Raw genomic sequence first — 17,417 nt, forward strand, 5'->3', positions numbered from 1 at the left:
TCAAACGGGCGTTCGGGTGAAAAGTGTAGAGCGATGGCGCCGATAATTCTTTGCGTTTTTTGCCTGAATTTGGCTATGCTGCGCAAGAATCTTGCGCCCTTGGAGCCCGCCTTGGAGACCCTCGATAAATTTGACCTTGCCATCCTCATGGAATTGCAGGCCGACGCGCGCCTCACGAACGCCGAGCTCGCGCAGCGCGTAGGCCTGTCGGCCGCGCCCTGCTGGCGGCGCGTGCGTGCGCTCGAGGAGGCGGGCTTCATCCGCGGGTACCGCGCCGAGATCGACCGGCACAAGATCGGCCTGGGCGTGCTAGCCTTCGTGCGCCTGGACGCCGAGCGCAACACGGGCGACCTCACGCGCGCCATGGAAGAGGCGATCCGCCGCATCCCCGAGGTAGTGTCGTGCCACTACATCAGTGGCACGGGCACCTTCGAGCTGCAAGTGGTTGCACCCGACCTCGAGCGCTTTTCGCAGTTCGCGCGCGAGGTGCTGCTGAACCTACCGAATGTGAAAGACATGCATACGAGTTTTTCGCTCGGCGAGGTCAAGGCCGGCGGCGCGCTGCCGCTTGGGCACCTGGGGCGCAACAAGGCGCACGCCTGAATGCTATTTTTAATATAGCTTCTTATGCTTGATATATCTACGTCAAAGCCTGTTTTGATTAAACATTTTTGACGCTGTCCTCCACGAGGCACTAGCGCGGGCATTGCACAATCGCTGCGCATGTCGCCTCCCTCTCCCCCTCCTTCGCCCCCTCCTTCGCCCGCTGGCGCGACCTCCGCCGATGCAGCCCGCGCCACCCCAGCGGCGGCGGCGGCGGAAGTTGCCGAGCATGCGGCGGCCGATGGGGTCGCGCGGCTCGCGGCGCGCAGTGCCGAGAGGGCCGATCTGTCGCCGCTCGCGCCGCTCAGGGCGCCGGTGTTTCGCATGCTCTGGCTCACCTGGGTGACGGCGAACATCTGCATGTGGATGAACGACGTGGCCGCAGCTTGGCTCATGACCTCGCTCACGCGCTCGCCCGTGCCCGTGGCGCTGGTGCAATCGGCCTCGACGCTGCCGGTGTTCTTTCTGGGCTTGCCCAGCGGTGCGCTGGCCGACATGCTGGACCGGCGGCGCTTTTTCATGTTCACGCAGTTCTGGGTGGCGGTGGTGGGGCTGCTGCTCAGCGCCGTCATTTTTGCCGGCGCGATTTCGGTGCCGCTGCTGTTGCTGCTCACCTTTGCCAACGGCATAGGGCTGGCGCTGCGCTGGCCGGTGTTCGCGGCGCTGATCCCCGAGCTGGTGCCGCGCCCGCAGCTGCCCGCAGCGCTCGCGCTCAACGGCGTGGCCATGAACACCTCGCGCATCGTCGGGCCGCTGGTCGCCGGGGTCATCATCGCGAGTGCGGGCAGCGTGTGGGTGTTTGCGCTGAACGCGCTGCTGTCGGTGCTCTCGGGGCTGGCCATCATGCGCTGGCGGCGCCCGCATGTGCCGCACCCGCAGGCCGCGGGCGAAGCGGCTGCTTCTGATGAAAAACCGGCTCCAGCGCCCGCCGCACAAGCGTCGGCAGCTATCGAAACGCAAGCGCCGGTCGCGCCTGCCGCACCCGCCGCCCCTGCTGCGGGTGGTGGCGCGGTTGAGGTGCGTGTGCCCGACATCGGTGACTTCAAGGACGTCGCCGTGATCGAATTGCTGGTCCGGCCCGGCGATGCGGTCAAGGTGGAGCAGTCGCTGTTCACCGTGGAGTCCGACAAGGCCTCGATGGAGATCCCTTCGCCCGCCGCCGGCGTTCTCAAGGAGCTCAAGGTCAAGATCGGCGACAAGATCAACGTGGGCGACCTCGTGGCGGTGCTTGAAGGTGCCGCCCCTGCACCGGCGGTCGCTCCGGCGCAGGCTTCTACACCAGCGGCCGCTTCCGCTCCGGCCGCTGCCGCACCCGTGGCGGCTCAGGCCTCCGCGCCCGCACCGGCTGCGGCAACGGCAACGGCGCCCGTGCCGGCCCACCAGCCCTCGACGCCCACGCCGGGCTTGCCGCACGCCAGCCCCTCGGTGCGCAAGTTCGCCCGCGAACTGGGTGTGCCGCTGGCGGAGGTCAAGGGCACGGGCATCAAGGGCCGCATCACGCAGGATGACGTGGCGGCCTTCACGCGCCAGGTGATGAGCGGTGCGCTGCAGACCCAGGCGCAGGGCAGCAAGGCGCCCGCTGCGGGTGGCTCTGGGGTGGGCCTGGACCTGCTGCCGTGGCCCAAGGTGGACTTCGCCAAGTTCGGCCCCGTCGAGCGCAAGGAGCTGTCGCGCATCAAGAAGATCAGCGGCGCCAACCTGTCGCGCAACTGGGTGATGATTCCCCACGTCACCAACAACGACGAGGCCGACATCACCGAGCTGGAAGCCTTCCGCGTCTCCACCAACAAGGAGAACGAGAAGAGCGGCGTCAAGGTCACCATGCTGGCCTTCGTCATCAAGGCCGTGGTCGCGGCGCTGAAGAAGTTCCCCGAGTTCAACGCCAGCCTGGACGGCGACGCGCTGGTCTACAAGCAGTACTTCCACATCGGCTTTGCGGCCGACACGCCCAACGGCCTGGTGGTGCCCGTGCTGAAAGATGCCGACAAGAAGGGCATCCTGCAAATCAGCGCCGAGATGGCCGAGCTGGCCAAGAAGGCCCGCGACGGCAAGCTGGGTGCGGCCGACATGCAGGGCGGCAGCATGTCGATCAGCTCGCTGGGCGGCATTGGCGGCACGCATTTCACCCCCATCATCAATGCGCCCGAGGTGGCCATCCTCGGCCTGTCTAAGAGCCAGATGAAGCCCGTGTGGGACGGCCAGCAGTTCGTGCCGCGCCTTACGCTGCCGCTGAGCCTGTCGTACGACCACCGCGTGATCGACGGCGCCTCTGCCGCGCGCTTCAACGCCTACCTGGGCCAGGTGTTGGCGGACTACCGCCGCATCCTGCTGTAAGGACGGAGCACAACATATGGCAATCATCGACATCAAGGTGCCCGACATCGGCGACTTCGCCGAGGTGGGCGTGATCGAAGTGCTGGTGCAGCCGGGCGACACCATCCGGGCCGAGCAGAGCCTGGTCACCGTGGAGTCCGACAAGGCCTCCATGGAGATTCCCAGCAGCCACGCCGGCGTGGTCAAGGAGCTCAAGGTCAAGCTGGGCGACAAGGTGGCCGAGGGTTCCGTGCTGCTGACGCTGGAAGTGGCGCAGGGAGCGGCGGCGCCGGCTGCGGCCCCTGCCGCGGCGAGCACGCCCAGCGCACCGCCATCTGAGTCAAAACCGGCTACAGCGCCCGCTGCTCAAGCGCCAGCAGCTCCTAAAACCGAAGCGGCCAGCTTCGGCGGCAGTGCCGACGTGGAGTGCGATGTGCTGGTGCTGGGCGGCGGCCCCGGCGGTTACAGCGCCGCCTTCCGCGCGGCCGACCTGGGCCTGAACGTGGTGCTGGTCGAGCGCTACGCCACCCTGGGCGGCGTGTGCCTGAACGTGGGCTGCATTCCCTCCAAGGCGCTGCTGCACGTGGCCGCGGTGATGGACGAAGTGAGCCACCTGAAGAGCGCCGGCATCGACTTCGGCGCGCCGCAGGTCCACATCGACACCATGCGCGGCCACAAGGAAAAGGTCATCGGCAAGCTGACCGGCGGGCTGGCGCAGATGGCCAAGATGCGCAAGGTGACCGTGCTGCGCGGCTACGGCCACTTCGTCGGCGCCAACCACCTGGAGGTGGAGGAAACCACCGGCACCAGCCAGGACAAGACCGGCGCCAAGAAGGTGGTGGCGTTCAAGCGCGCCATCATCGCCGCCGGCAGCCAGGCCGTGCGCCTGCCGTTCATGCCCGACGATCCGCGCGTGGTGGATTCCACCGGTGCGCTGGCGCTCAAGGACGTGCCCAAACGCATGCTGATCCTGGGCGGCGGCATCATCGGCCTGGAAATGGGCACGGTGTACAGCACGCTGGGCGCGCGCCTGGACGTGGTGGAGATGCTGGACGGCCTGATGCAGGGCGCTGATCGCGACCTGGTCAAGGTATGGCAGAAGATGAACCAGCACCGTTTCGACAACGTGATGCTGAATACCAAGACCGTGGCCGCCGAGGCCACGCCCGAGGGCATCAAGGTGAGCTTCGCGCCCGCCAAGGACGGCGTCACGGTGCCCGAGCCCCAGGTGTACGACCTGGTGCTGCAGGCCGTGGGCCGCACCCCCAACGGCAAGAAGATCGCCGCTGACAAGGCCGGTGTTGCCGTGACGGACCGCGGCTTCATCAACGTCGACATCCAGATGCGCACCAACGTGCCGCACATCTTCGCCATCGGCGACATCGTGGGCCAGCCCATGCTGGCGCACAAGGCGGTGCACGAGGCGCACGTGGCGGCCGAGGTCATCGCCGGTGAACTGCAAGGCAACAAGGAACTGGCCAGCGCCGCCTTCAACGCCCGCGTGATCCCCAGCGTGGCCTACACCGACCCCGAAGTGGCCTGGGTGGGCCTGACCGAAGACCAGGCCAAGCAGCAGGGCATCAAGGTCAAGAAGGGCCTGTTCCCCTGGGCGGCCTCGGGCCGCGCCATTGCCAACGGCCGCGACGAAGGCGTCACCAAGCTGCTGTTCGACGACAGCCCCGAAGCAGGATCAGGAGACGGCCATGCTGGCCGGGGCCACGGCAAGATCCTGGGCGGCGGCATGGTCGGCACGCATGCGGGCGACATGATCGGCGAGATCGCCCTGGCCATCGAGATGGGTGCGGACGCTGTCGACATCGGCAAGACCATCCACCCGCATCCGACGCTGGGCGAGAGCATCGGCATGGCGGCGGAAGTGGCGCATGGCAGCTGCACGGATGTGCCGCCTGCGCGCAAGTAAGTCCGCAGCCAAGCTACCCTGACAAGGCCCGAACTGGCGACGGTTCGGGCCTTGTGCTTTGCGTACCCAAACAATCGCCGCAGAATACTGTGCATTTGTACAGTATTCATGTCAGCCACTTCCAAGCCCAAGCTCTACAACCCACGCCACCCCGAACGCACGCTGCTCTACCAAATGGTAGCCGAGCACTACGAGACCTGGCTAGAGTTGGCCAGCGCGGGTCAGTTCGACGGCCAGGGCGACCACCACACCCCCAAGCCCTTCGTGCGCAAAGCGTTTGCCAAGTATCTTGAGTGCGGCATCTTTGCCCATGGCTTTGCCCGCGCTCGCTGCGGCGACTGTGGGCACGACTACTTTGTAGCCTTCTCCTGCAAAGGCCGGGGAGTCTGCCCCTCGTGCACCACCCGGCGCATGGTGGAGACAGCAGCGCACCTGAACGATCACGTATTCCCCCGCCTGCCGGTGCGCCAGTGGGTGCTGTCGGTTCCCAAGCGGCTTCGTTACTTCATGCAGCGCGACGGGCCAGTGCTCAATATGGTGCTGCGCATCTTCCTGCGGGTGATTGCGCAAAGCCTGCAGGCGCACTGCATTGGCGCGGCCAATGCAGACAAGGAAAGCCTGCACATCGGCGCAGTGGCCTTCATCCACAGGTTCGGCTCCAGCCTGAACGAACACGTCCACTTCCACGTCTGTGTGGTGGACGGGGTGTTTGAGGAGGTGGCAGGCGAGGGCAGCGCTGATGCCGCAATGCAAGTCTCTGCGTCAGGTGTCGTATTCCACCCTGCCACCGGCATCGATGCGACACCCGTGGCACAAGTGCAGACCACACTGCAAAAACGTATCCTGCGCGCCTTTGTGGGCCGTGGGCTGCTGGAGAACTTCGAGGCAAAAGAGATGCTGGGGTACAAACACAGCGGTTTCTCGGTGGATGCCGGGGTGTGCATTGAATCCCACGACCGTCCAGGCCTTGAGCGGCTCTTGCGCTATTGCGCCCGCCCACCCTTTGCGATGGACAGGCTGCGCAAAGAGGGAAGCAAACTGGTGTACCGCTGCGGCAAGCAGCGCAGCGAACCCACCAGCGACAAGCGTGGTGCCAAGGCAGATGAGCTGCACCTCACACCGCTGGAACTGATCGACCGCATCGCCGCGCTGGTGCCACCGCCACGCACCCACCGGCACCGCTACTTTGGTGTGCTGGCACCAAACTCGCCGCTGAGAGCGGCGGTAACGGCGCTGGCGACACCGGCGCAAGCCGCTCCCGTGCTGCGCGCGTCGATCAGCACGGGGGAGTGCGCGCCTGGTGTGGTACCGATGAGCAGCGCGCTGCCATCCCAGAGCGAGCCGGTGCTGCCCAAGCGTGCAGCGCACTACCTGTGGGCGGTGCTGATCGCCCGCATCTACGAGGTGTTCCCCCTCTTGTGTCCGCTGTGTGGCGGGCATATGCGCATCATCGCGTTCATTACGCACAGCGCTGACATCCGGCACATCCTGGACCACATCGGGGCAGATTCAGAGCCACCCCGCATCTCCCCGGCGCGCGGGCCACCGCTGTGGGATGACTGTAGTGATGCGCAGATGGATGACGGGGCGCAAACCGAGCCAGCAGACTGGGACCTGGCGGCGCAACCGGCACCGGACTTTGAGGTCGATCAGCGCATCAGTTGGTGAATGAACAAAGCGGCGATTTTGACTTGCCGCGAACTGGCTCTGCGCCCGGTACACGCCGAGCGCCGCAAATCACTCTCCTGAACGCCAAACCCTGGTGGTGAACCTGACACCTGGGCGGGAAAATCGAGTGTCTCAGCCGGCTTGATGGCGCTTCCGCGGTGCGATACTTGGCCTCATGCGGTTAAAACGCCTATCCGTCTATCCGTCGCACGCCCACGGTGGACGCGGTGGCGTACCAGACCTTGCTGGGGCGCCTGCAGGCCCAGGGGTTTGACCTGTCGAAGCTGGAGAAGACGGCGCAACCGAGGTGAGTGCGAGCGGGCAGTACGCACACCCGGGCGAGGACACTCTGGGCGGCCCAGATCCGCGCCGCACGTTTGCCATACTCGCGAAGCATAATCGCAACGGCCCCCGGAGAGCGCCAGTCGCTGAGCACCGTCGCAGCAGCACCCGCCGGCCCGGGGCGCCACGGCATTCACACGGAGGGGACATGGGAACCTGGGGCACAGATTTGTACGCGGACGACACGGCTTGCGATGTGCGCGACGGCTACATCGCGGCACTCCAGGCCGGTGTGTCGGGCCAGGAGGCGGCGGATCGCGCGCTGGCCCCCTACCGCCCACTGCTGAGCCATCGGCAGGTGGCCTGTTGCGCCTACTTCGCCCTGGCGGACACGGCCTGGCACCACGGCCAGCTGACCGACGAGGTCAAGGCCGCAGCCTTGGCGCTGCTGGAGCAGGGCGGGGACTTGGCGATCTGGGAGCAGGATGCTCGGCCCGAACGGCCTGCGCGCCAGGCCACGCTGCTGCGGCTGGCCACCCGGTTGAGATCGCCACAACCGCCGGTTCGGTCGGTGCGCGTCGAGCCGGTGGCGGGCAAGACGGTGCACACCGACGCCCCCACCGGGTCGGCCTATGTGTTGCAGCTGCCCAGTGGTCACCGGGGGGCGTTGGTCATCGTCGGCTTCAAAGACCTGGGGCACAGTCTCGACCCTGTGTTCTCCGTTGCCCAGTGGCGTGGCGGTGGCGACGAGGTGCCACCGCTGGCGCACTTGGCTCAGCTGGGCACGTTGCGCATGCCGTCCTTCCTGAAGTCGCACGCCCATGTGGGCATCATCCCGCCCGATGGCCCACAGGGTTTCATGTCCCGGTTGCAGCCCGTCGGTGTCGTCCCGCAGCCGTGGCCATTTGATCCGGCTGACGCGATCTGGCTCTCCATCGGGCGCTTGGCCAGGGAGGTGGACCGTCAGCTCGCGGGCCAGGCCGCAGGGGGTGTGTCATGAGCGAAGCCGCCACGGGTTTGATCGTGCTGTGTCTGGTCAGCGCAGCCCTCGCCTTCCTCGCGAACCGGCGCGCGCGCCTGTCTGCCTGGGGTGGGGTGCTGGTCGCGGTGGCCAGCGCCCTGGTGTTTCAGATCCTGGCCGCCCTGCATCTGGGGTATCTGGATCCGTTTGCTCCCATCGCTTTTGTGGTGTCGCTGGTCGTGACCGTGCCCGTCACGCTGGTAGTGGGTGGGCTGGTCGGGCGCCTGAAGGGGGCCGCTGGCCCCGACGATCGTTGAGAAGGGGCGCGCACATGTCTTACCCCCGTGTTGTGGACCCCCAGCGCGTCGGCACCTACCCGGCGCGCGCGTTCGCTGGGGGCGGCTACGTGTGGGACGAGGTGCTGGAATACCGGGTCTGGTGCCACCCCGAGCAGGGCGCGCCCGACGTGTGTGAAGGCAGCGACTATTTCCACGCTTTCGCCAGCCACGACGAGGCGCAGGCCTTCGCCGAACAGACCCGGGGCGCAGAGCAACCCCTGGCCCTGGTGCTGCAACGCGAGTACCTCGACGAACCCGAAGACGGCTGCTTTGTGCACGTGCGGCAGGAACGCGTCACCGAATGGCCGGTGGCCCTGCTGAGCCGCCCGCGGCGCACACCGCGGACCATCCCCGACTTTCTGGCGCCCGACGCGCCGGCCAACCGCCTGGACATCCTGCGCGGTCTGGCCTGAACCCCACCATCCAACCCCACCGAGCACCGCATGCCCACTTGGACCCTGGACAACGCCGACGCACTCGCGGCCCAATACCGCTACACCTTCTACCAGCCCTCGCCGGCGGTGATCGCCCGCCTCGCGCCGGGGGATGTGGTCAAGCTCATCTTCCGCTTCGAGAGCAGCGACCCCGACGCGCCAGGCGCCGAACGCATGTGGGTGATCGTGGACGAGGTGCTGCCGCAGGGGCGTTTCAAGGGTCGGCTGGACAACCAGCCCCGGCACATCACCGACCTGCAGCTCGGCGATCCGGTGGCCTTCGAGGCCTGCCACATCGTCAACACCCAGCTCGACGATGGCGAAGACAACCTGGCCGATCGGTACGCCCTGCGCTGTTTCGTCACCCGCCGCGTGCTGGACGACGGCGCCCCCGTCGGCTACCTCTACCGCGAAGACCCCGACGGCGAGGACGACAGCGGCTGGCGCATCACCGCCAACGACGAGGACCAGGCCTATATGGACGACGCCGACAACCTGGCCTACGTCTCGCTGGGTGTGGTGCTGAACCTGGACGACTCTTTTGTCGACCTGCTGCACGAAGCACCCGGCGCAGCCTATGCCCGTGACCCCGACACCGGTGCGTTCGTGGCCTGCGACGATGAAGAGGGCAATGAGGTCAACAATGGCGGCGCTGGTGCACACGGCTCGGCAAGATCCGACTGATTAAAACTCTCGGCGGACCTGTTCGCTTCCACCACAGGCCACGTATTGCTAGCGTGGACTGCTGTGCATGAAAGCAATCGCTGAAATCGAAGTCATGGTCACGATGACAACTGCTACGGTGGGGTTGCTGAGGCTGTTGACACTTGCTTTGATGAGGTCCGGCAAGAGTTTCAAAAAGTCTTCCATGAGTTCTCCTGATGCGGTGACATATGACCATTGCACCAAAACCGGTGTCGGAGTCAACGTGATCAAGAGAAAGTTTGTCTTCCTCGCTTCTGGCCGTATAGCGGCGGAATTTCGCCACTCGCTTTTCCGCTCAACCCTTGCGGCTGACCAGAACAATCCCCGCCGCTACACCCACCAGCGCCAGCACCAGCTGCGGCGCCAGCGGCTCGCTGGTGGACGGGGTGTTTGAGGAAGTGGAGGGCGAGGGCGATGCTGATGCGACCCCTCGAATCTCATCGCCGGGTGTCATCTTTCACGCGGCCACCGGCATCGATGCGGCTACCGTGGCCCCAGTGCAGACCACACTGCAAAAACGCATCCTGCGCGCCTTTGTGGGCCGTGGGCTGCTGGAGAACTTCGAGGCAAAAGAGATGCTGGGGTACAAACACAGCGGTTTCTCGGTGGATGCGGGGGTGTGCATCGAAGCCCACGACCGCGCTGCGCTGGAGCGGCTGCTGCGCTATTGCGCGCGTCCACCGTTTTCCATGGAGCGCCTACGCAAAGAGGGAAGCAAACTGGTGTACCGCTGCGGCAAGCAGCGCAGCGAACCCACCAGCGACAAGCGCGGTGCCAAGGTTGATGAGCTGCACCTCACACCGCTGGAGCTGATCGACCGCATCGCCGCGCTGGTGCCACCGCCACGCACCCACCGGCACCGCTACTTTGGTGTGCTGGCACCAAACTCGCCGCTGAGAGCGGCGGTAACGGCGCTGGCTCAGCCTGCTGCGTCGCAACCAGCCACGGTGGAGACTGCACAACCTGGCGCGGGCGTACCTGGGGTGGCGGCGCCGGGCAACGCGGCCACACCCACACCCGAACCTGAAGCACGCCCGAAGCGAGCGGCGCATTACTTGTGGGCGGTGCTGATTGCCCGCATCTACGAGGCATTTCCGCTGCTGTGCCCCATGTGCGGTGGACAGATGCGCATCATTGCCTTCATCACCCACAGCGCCGAAATCCGCCACATCCTGAACCACATCGGGGTGGAGTCTGCCCCCCCGCACATCACCCCGGCACGCGGGCCACCGCTGTGGGAGGGCTGCGACGCGCCGGTGGATGATGGTGCGCAAGGCGAGCCGGATTGGGATCTGGCAGCTCAACCCGACGAGGTAGACCAGCGCGTCAATTGGTGACCCAGTGAAGCGGCGGTATCCATCGCTGCGGGGAAGCAGCTGCGCGCGCGCCAGGCCCAAATGCATACTGCCTCCCAAGCTCTTGCCATTGAGCGGCAAGCGAGCGCTCAACCTTCCTTGGCCGAACGTGTTTCGAGGCCCAAAACTCGTGCCATACTTGGCCTCATGCGGTTGAATTTCCTATCCGTTTTTTTTCTTGGCATGGGGACGGGCATGGCGGAACTCGTGGCGTGGGTTCAGGGGGCGGATGGTGCCGTGGCAGCCGCAGCGGAAGCGGAAGCCGAAGCGGAAGGCAGCGTGGCCAAAGCGGGCTGCGTGGCGAATTCCGCACTGCCGCCACCGAGCGCGGCGTAGAGGTTGACGCGGCTCGCGAGCAGCGCGCGGCGCGTTTGCACGAGCTGCTGCTGCGCGCTGAGCAGCTCGCGCTGTGCGTCGAGCACTTCGAAATAAGGAGCGCTGCCGTGGTCGTAGCGCAGCTGCGCGAGGCGCGCACGCTCAGCCTGCGCAGCCAGCGTGGCACGGTCGGCGCCGAGCTGTTCGCCCAGCCAGCGCCGCGCGGCGAGCGCGTCGGAGACTTCGCGGAACGCGGATTGGATGGTTTTTTCGTAGTCGGACACGGCCAGGTTGCGCCGCACCTGCGCCAGGTCGAGGCTGGCGCGGTTGCGCCCGCCGTCGAAGATCGGCAGCGACAGGCTGGGCATGAACTGCCAGGCGCTGCTGCCGGAATCGAACAGACCGCTGAACTCGGCGCTCGCCGTGCCGTAGGCGCCCGTGAGCGTGACGCGAGGGAAGAAGGCCGCGCGCGCCGCGCCGATGTTGGCGTGCGCCGCGCGCAGGCGGTGCTCGGCGGCCAGGATGTCGGGGCGCTGCAGCAGCAACTCGGACGGCAGCCCCGCGCGCAGCTCTGCGGCCATGGCCTGGTCGTCGAGCGTGCCGGGCTGCGCAAGCTCTGGCAGCGGCATGCCCACGAGCAGGCTGAGCGCGTGCAGCTGCAGGGCCCGCAGCTGACCGAGCTGTGCGGCCAGGCTTTGCGCCTGGTGCAACAGGGTTTCTGTCTGCACGAGGTCGGTGCGCGCGATTGCGCCGACCTCGAAGCGGCGCGTGAAGATGCGCACCGCTTCCTGCCGGTTGGCAACCGTCTGGCGTGCGAGCGCGAGGCGCTCATCGAGCTCGCGCAGTGCGAAGTAGGCGTTGGCGAGTTGCGCGACCAGGCTCACGCTCACGGCGCGCCGCGCCTCGTCGGTGGCGAGGTAATTCTCGAGTGCGGCGTCGCGCAAGCTGCGCACGCGGCCCCAGAAGTCGAGCTCCCAGCTCGCAAGGCCCAGCCCCGCCTGGTACTGGCTTGCCGTGACGGCGCGGCCCGTGGGGCTCAGGTCGGCGGGCGTGCGCCCGCGCGCGCCGTCGGCCGTGGCCGCGACCGTGGGGAACAGGTCCGCCCGCTGGATGCCGAGCAGCGCCTGCGCCTCGGCCACGCGCAGGGTGGCGCTGCGCAGGTCGCGGCTGTTTTCGAGCGCCTGCGCGATCAGCTGCTGCAGGCGCGGCTCGGTGAAGTAGCTGCGCCAGGCCAGCGCGGCCGCCTGCACGCCGCCGTCGGCGCGGCCGAGGTCTTCTGCCGCGTAGCGTTCGGCCACAGGAGCTTGGGGCGCCTCGTAGGACGGCGCGAGCGACATGCAACCGCCGAGCCACAGCGTGACCGCGCTGGCAAGAAAGGTCGGCAAAGGCTGTGCAGCCCGGCGGTGCAAGAGGGCAGAGAATGCAGTCATTGCGCTCCAAAAATCATGAACAAATTGGCATCTTGCGCAGGCGTATCAAGCGCAAGCAGCTATGCTACCAATAGCAATGCGGCACCCAGCCAGCCCGCCGCAGCCCTTCATTTTTGCAGCACATAGGAGCCGGGCGCGTCGGCAAGCGGCGGATACCCCTTGGCGCCCATGGCCGGCGGCGCCACGGGCGCGCCCGCATGCGCCTCTAGCCACGCCAGCCACGAGGGCCACCACGAGTCGGGCCGCAGCTCGGCCAGCGCAAGCCAGTCGTCGGGATCGACGTAATTGCCCTCCGCAGGCCGCGTGAGGATGCGGTGGTGGCGGCGCGGGTGGCCCGGCGGGCTCACGATGCCGGCGTTGTGCCCGCCGCTCGTGAGCGCGAAGGTGATCTCGGCCGGGCTCAGGTAGTGCAGCTTGTGCACCGAGCGCCAGGGCGCGACGTGGTCGGTCTCGGTGCCGACCATGAAGGTGGGCAGCGTGATGCGGCCCAGGCTCACGGGTTTGTCATCGACGTGGTAGCGGCCCTCGCTGAGGTCGTCGTCGAGGAACAGGCGGCGCAGGTACTGCGTGTGCATGGTGGCAGGCATGCGCGTGCCGTCGGCGTTCCAGGCCATGAGGTCGTTCAGAGGCCGGCGCTCGCCGAGCAGGTAGTCGTTGACCATGCGCGACCACAGCAGGTCGTACGAGCGCAGCATCTGAAAAGCACCGGCCATCTGCTCGGCGCGCAGGTAGCCGGTCACGTCCATCTGCGCTTCGAGCAGGCTCAGCTGGCTCTCGTCGATGAAGAGCGCGAGCTCGCCGGGCTCGGTGAAGTCGGTCTGCGCGGCAAACAGCGTCATCGTGGCGAGGCGCTCGTCGCCGTCGCGCGCCATCGCAGCGGCGGCAATGGCGAGCAGCGTGCCGCCCAGGCAGTAGCCCACGGCATGCACCTTGCGCTCGGGCACGATGGCGTTCACGGCGGCCAGCGCAGCGCGAAAACCCAGGTTCAGGTAGTCGTCCAGGCTCAGATCGCGGTCTTCGGCCGTGGGGTTCTTCCAGGAAATGCAAAACACCGTAAAGCCGTGATCGACCAGGTATTTGATCAGCGAGTTGTGCGGCGAGAGGTCGAGGATGTAGTACTTCATGATCCACGCCGGCGTGATCAGGATGGGCTCGGGGTGCACGGTCTCGGTCGTGGGCGCGTACTGGAGGAGCTCTATCAGGTGGTTTTTCAGCACCACCTTGCCGGGCGTGATGGCCAGGTTCTGGCCCGCGGCGAAATTCTCTGCGCCCGCCGGCGGCTCGCCCGCCAGCGCGCGGCGCCAGTCGTCGAGCGCATTGAGCGCGCCGTGCACGAGGTTCATGCCGCCTTGCTCGCGTGTGCGCTGCAGCGCCACCGGGTTGGTGAGCAGCTGGTTGCCCGGCGAGAACACGTCGAGCAGCTGCCGCGCCGCAAAGGCGACGATGTCTTCATGGTGCTTGTCCACGCCCCAGACGCCGCGCGTGGCCGCGGTCCACCACTCCTCGGTGAGCGAAAACGACTGCTGCAGCACGTTGAACGGCCACTGCTGCCATTCGGGCGCAGCAAAGCGCGGGTCCAGCGTGGGCGGCTTGACACTGAGATGGCGCCGGGGCGGTTGCGTCGCTGCGGTCTGCGCGTCGCTCGTCGCGCCTGGCGGCGCCTGCTCTTGCGGCCCTTGCGGCCCTTGCGGGCCATCGGCGAGCCGCTGGAACTGGTCGATCGCCTCTTCGGTGGCGTAGCGCAGCAAGGCGTCGTTCTTTTGCAGCGCGAGGCGCAGCAAGTCCAGGCATTTGCCGGGCGATGCGGCCAGATGCATGGCCCAATCGCTTGCGGACAGCACCCCCGCCATAGGCGACAGCGAGGCCGTTTGCTGCGCCAGCGCGGCGCGAAATGCCGGGTCGAGCGCGTCTGCGAACGAACTGGGCAGGGTGCTGGGCGGATTGTCGAAACCGGAACGGGGCATGCGCGTTTCCTTTCAGGGAGCTGCGCCGCAGCCAAGCCAAAAGGCGCCGTGGCTGGCAAGCGGGAACGAATTATAGGCAGCGTAGCGGTGCAAGGACTTGACTCACGTCAACGCCACCCGGCCGCCCGCGCAGGGGGCCGCGTCAGGATAAGTGCGAAAGAAGACAGGGGCGCGGCAAAGGCACAGCACACCCATGGCCCACTCGGGTATGGGTGTGTTGCCTTGCCGCCGTCGGCACTTGTGCCAACGAAAATCTAGCCCAGCCGCAGGGGCAGCGCACGCAGACGCTTGCCGGTCAAGGCAAACAAGGCATTGGCCACGGCCGGCGCGATGGGCGGCGTGCCAGGCTCGCCGACACCCGTCGGGGGCAGGCTGCTCGGGACGATGTGCGTTTCGATGACCGGGCTTTGCGCCAGGCCCAGCAGCGGGTAGTCGGGAAAGTTTTTCTGCTGCACCATGCCGTCTTTGACGTCGATGCGGCCATGCAGCGCGGCCGTGAGGCCGAAGATCACCCCGCTCTCCATCTGCTGCGCGACGATGCCGGGGTTGACCACGGTGCCGCAGTCCACCGCCACGACCACGCGGTGCACGCGCGGCGCGCCTTGGTCGAGCGAGACTTCCGCCACCTGCGCGACGATGCTGCCAAACGACTCGTGCAAAGCCACGCCGCGCGCGCGGCCTGCGGCCAGCGGAGCGCCCCAGCCGGCCTTGTCCGCCGCCAGGCGCAGCACGGCCGCATGGCGCGGCATGTCGGCGAGCAGCGAGAGGCGGAAGGCCACCGGGTCCATCTTGCTCTCGGCCGCCATCTCATCGACGAAGCTCTCGATGAAAAACGCATGGTGCGAATGCCCCACCGAGCGCCAGAAGCCCACGGGCACCTCGTTGCGCGTGGCGGCATGGCGCATGTGCTGGTGCGCGATGGCGTAGGGCTGGTCGAACAGGCCCTCCATGGCGGTTTTGTCGGGCATGTCCACGGGGCCGGCCAGCGCGGGCAGCGTGCGCGCCATCCAGCGCGGCGTGATGGCATCGCCCGCGCTGTGAACGCGCAGGCTTTGCGGGCGCGCACCCACCGTGCCCCAGTCCGCACCCCAGCTTGCGCGCAGGTGCGCGGCGCTCGCGGGGCGGTAAAAGTCGTGCGTCGTGTCCTCTTCGCGTGGCCAGAGGACTTGCACCGGCCGCCCTGGCATGGCCTGGGCGGCCTCGACCGCCTGCAGCACGTAGTCCACTTCGAGGCGCCGGCCAAAGCCGCCGCCGAGCAGGGTCACGCGCAAGGCCACGTGCGCTTCGTCCACCCCCGCCGCCTTGGCCGCGAGCTTGCGCGCCTGCGAGGGCACTTGCGTGGGCAGCCACAGCGTCAGCCGGCCGTCCTGCAGCAAGGCAGTGCCGTTCATGGGCTCCATGGTGGCGTGCGCCAGGTAGGGGGCCTGGTACGTTGCCTCGAGCTGGTGGCGCGCCTGGGCTTCGGCCTGCGCGGCATCGCCGCGGCTGTGGAACGTGGTGCCGCCGTTGCCCTGCTTGGCTTCGCGCGCGAGGGCCTGCAGGATGCGGTCGGAATCGGCCAGCGCCTGCGGCGGCCTGGGCTGGCCCTGGTCGTCCGATGGCGCCTGCCATTGCACGTCGAGCGCCTGCACTGCGCGCAGCGCATGCCAGGTGGTGTGCGCCACCACGGCCACGCCTGCCGTGGCGCCAGCGTGTGCGCCCAGGCGCAGGCACTTTTGCACGCCGGGCATGCGCAGCACCTCGGCTTCGTTGCGCAGCGCGCCCACGCCGCCGCCCAGCATGGGTGCCATGCGCACGGCGGCAAACAGCAAACCGGGTGGCCGCACATCGATGCCGAACACGGCCTGCCCCGTGACCTTCGCGGGCATGTCGCGGCGCGGCGCAGCCTGGCCGACGAGCTTGCGCTGCGCCGGGGCTTTGGGGCGCACATGCTCAGGGTGGATGCGCACGGCCGCTGCGGCCAGTTCGCCAAAGTGGGCCCGGCGCGCACCATGCTGCAGCGCGCCATCGCGCACCTGGACTTCGGCGGCGGGCGCGCCCCAGCGCTGGGCTGCGGCAGCCGCCAGCTGCGCGCGCGCCGTGGCCGCGGCCAGGCGCACCGGCTCCCAGGCGTCGGTCACGGTCGAAGAGCCGCCGGTCACGCTCAGACCCAGCTCGCGCGCGAGCTTGCCGACCAACCATTGGCCCGTGCGCGCCGCCACCGTCTCCTGGCCCGGCTGGGTGCTGCGCGGATGAAAAGGCAGCGACGCGACGAACATGGCCACGTTGCCGTAAATGGATTGCGGCCCTGCGGTTTCGGTGCTGACCCATTCGAGCGGCAGGTCCAGCTCGTCGGCCACCAGCATGGGCAGCGCCGTGTGCACGCCCTGCCCCATTTCGGCGCGTGGCATGGCCATCACCACGCGGCCCTGCGCGGTGATGCGGATCCAGCCATTGAGCGCAATCTCGCCCTGGCTGCCGGCAAAGTCCTCAGGCTTGCCCAGGCGCGCGCGCTGCGGCGCCACGCCCCAGCCGACCACGAGCAGCCCTGCGCCGCCGAGGGCGCTCAACACGAAGGTACGGCGCTTCATCGCATCACCTCGGCCGTGGGCGCGGCTGCCGTGGGCTGCGCCCGGGCCGCGGCATGGATGGCGGCGCGCACGCGCGGGTAGGTGCCGCAGCGGCACAGATTGCTGATGGCCTCGTCGATCTGGGCGTCGCTGGGCTGCGGGTGGCGCGCGAGCAAGTCTGCCGCGGCCATGAGCATGCCGCTTTGGCAGTAGCCGCACTGCGGCACCTGCTGCGCGATCCAGGCGGCCTGCAAGGCGTGCAGGCCGGCGGGCGAGGCCAGCCCCTCTATCGTGCGCACCTCGCGCCCCTGCACGGCAGACAGCGGCGTCACGCAGGAGCGCACGGCCTGCCCATCCAGGTGCACGGTGCACGCGCCACAGGCGCCGATGCCGCAGCCGAACTTGGTGCCCGTGAGCTGCAGCACGTCGCGCAGCGCCCAGAGCAAGGGCATTTCGGGTGCGACCTGGTCGCCTTGCAGGGGGTGATTTTTGCCGTTGACGTGCAAGTCCATGGCGTCTCCTTGCTATGCTTTTTGATATGCGCGCGCATTCCGACTGCTGCCCGAGGGAGCCCAGCGC

The 17,417-nt window shown here is 67.7% G+C and carries 13 protein-coding genes and 1 pseudogene; 10 read left to right on the plus strand and 4 right to left on the minus strand.

Features of this window, described 5'->3' with window-relative positions; genetic code table 11:
• The first annotated feature begins 111 nt into the window (after window positions 1–111).
• The 10 genes and pseudogenes from GWK50_RS13735 to GWK50_RS13780 all read left to right on the plus strand — a co-directional run.
• On the plus strand, window positions 112–603 hold the full coding sequence (locus tag GWK50_RS13735; RefSeq protein WP_144729567.1) for an Lrp/AsnC family transcriptional regulator: 492 nt from the start codon (window positions 112–114) through the stop codon (window positions 601–603).
• A gap of 120 nt (window positions 604–723) precedes the next feature.
• Entirely contained in the window at window positions 724–2,937 is a 2,214-nt protein-coding gene (gene aceF, locus GWK50_RS13740; protein WP_197905017.1) for a dihydrolipoyllysine-residue acetyltransferase, read from the plus strand.
• A gap of 16 nt (window positions 2,938–2,953) precedes the next feature.
• Window positions 2,954–4,837, plus strand: coding sequence for a dihydrolipoyl dehydrogenase (gene lpdA / locus GWK50_RS13745; protein ID WP_162016954.1), 1,884 nt, complete (start codon window positions 2,954–2,956; stop codon window positions 4,835–4,837).
• Between the two features lie 108 nt (window positions 4,838–4,945).
• Window positions 4,946–6,505: an IS91 family transposase gene (locus tag GWK50_RS13750; protein ID WP_162016955.1), complete on the plus strand. Its 1,560-nt coding sequence runs from the start codon at window positions 4,946–4,948 to the stop codon at window positions 6,503–6,505.
• A 490-nt stretch (window positions 6,506–6,995) separates the two neighbouring features.
• The gene (locus GWK50_RS13755) at window positions 6,996–7,787 is read left to right on the plus strand and encodes a hypothetical protein (RefSeq protein WP_162016956.1); all 792 of its coding nucleotides are present in this window, start codon (window positions 6,996–6,998) and stop codon (window positions 7,785–7,787) included.
• Entirely contained in the window at window positions 7,784–8,065 is a 282-nt protein-coding gene (locus GWK50_RS13760; RefSeq protein ID WP_162016957.1) for a hypothetical protein, read from the plus strand. Before GWK50_RS13755 ends, GWK50_RS13760 begins: the two co-directional genes overlap by 4 nt.
• 14 nt (window positions 8,066–8,079) lie before the next feature.
• On the plus strand, window positions 8,080–8,499 hold the full coding sequence (locus tag GWK50_RS13765) for a GCN5 family acetyltransferase (protein ID WP_162016958.1): 420 nt from the start codon (window positions 8,080–8,082) through the stop codon (window positions 8,497–8,499).
• Between the two features lie 30 nt (window positions 8,500–8,529).
• Entirely contained in the window at window positions 8,530–9,204 is a 675-nt protein-coding gene (locus GWK50_RS13770; RefSeq protein WP_162016959.1) for a DUF2185 domain-containing protein, read from the plus strand.
• Between the two features lie 67 nt (window positions 9,205–9,271).
• Window positions 9,272–9,619: a hypothetical protein gene (locus GWK50_RS13775; RefSeq protein WP_162016960.1), complete on the plus strand. Its 348-nt coding sequence runs from the start codon at window positions 9,272–9,274 to the stop codon at window positions 9,617–9,619.
• Window positions 9,600–10,562: pseudogene (locus GWK50_RS13780) on the plus strand (transposase); the annotation flags it as partial. The gene GWK50_RS13775 and the pseudogene GWK50_RS13780, both read left to right, overlap by 20 nt.
• A gap of 236 nt (window positions 10,563–10,798) precedes the next feature.
• Here GWK50_RS13780 and GWK50_RS13785 read toward each other — a convergent pair.
• The 4 genes from GWK50_RS13785 to GWK50_RS13800 form a co-directional block, all read right to left on the minus strand.
• Window positions 10,799–12,325 (minus strand): efflux transporter outer membrane subunit, encoded by a 1,527-nt coding sequence (locus GWK50_RS13785; RefSeq protein WP_162016961.1) that lies wholly within the window; start codon window positions 12,323–12,325, stop codon window positions 10,799–10,801.
• A 107-nt stretch (window positions 12,326–12,432) separates the two neighbouring features.
• On the minus strand, window positions 12,433–14,289 hold the full coding sequence (locus tag GWK50_RS13790) for an alpha/beta fold hydrolase (RefSeq protein WP_162016962.1): 1,857 nt from the start codon (window positions 14,287–14,289) through the stop codon (window positions 12,433–12,435).
• 254 nt (window positions 14,290–14,543) lie between these two features.
• A complete protein-coding gene (locus GWK50_RS13795) occupies window positions 14,544–16,859 on the minus strand; it encodes a molybdopterin cofactor-binding domain-containing protein (protein WP_162016963.1) in 2,316 nt (771 codons plus the stop codon).
• Window positions 16,856–17,350 carry a (2Fe-2S)-binding protein gene (locus GWK50_RS13800; protein WP_162016964.1) on the minus strand — a complete coding sequence of 165 codons (495 nt, stop codon included), beginning with the start codon at window positions 17,348–17,350 and terminating at the stop codon, window positions 16,856–16,858. Before GWK50_RS13800 ends, GWK50_RS13795 begins: the two co-directional genes overlap by 4 nt.
• Between the last annotated feature and the right edge of the window lie 67 nt (window positions 17,351–17,417).

Source organism: Acidovorax sp. 210-6 (assembly GCF_010020825.1).
In the GTDB taxonomy this organism is placed as follows: Bacteria; Pseudomonadota; Gammaproteobacteria; order Burkholderiales; family Burkholderiaceae_C; genus Simplicispira; species Simplicispira sedimenti.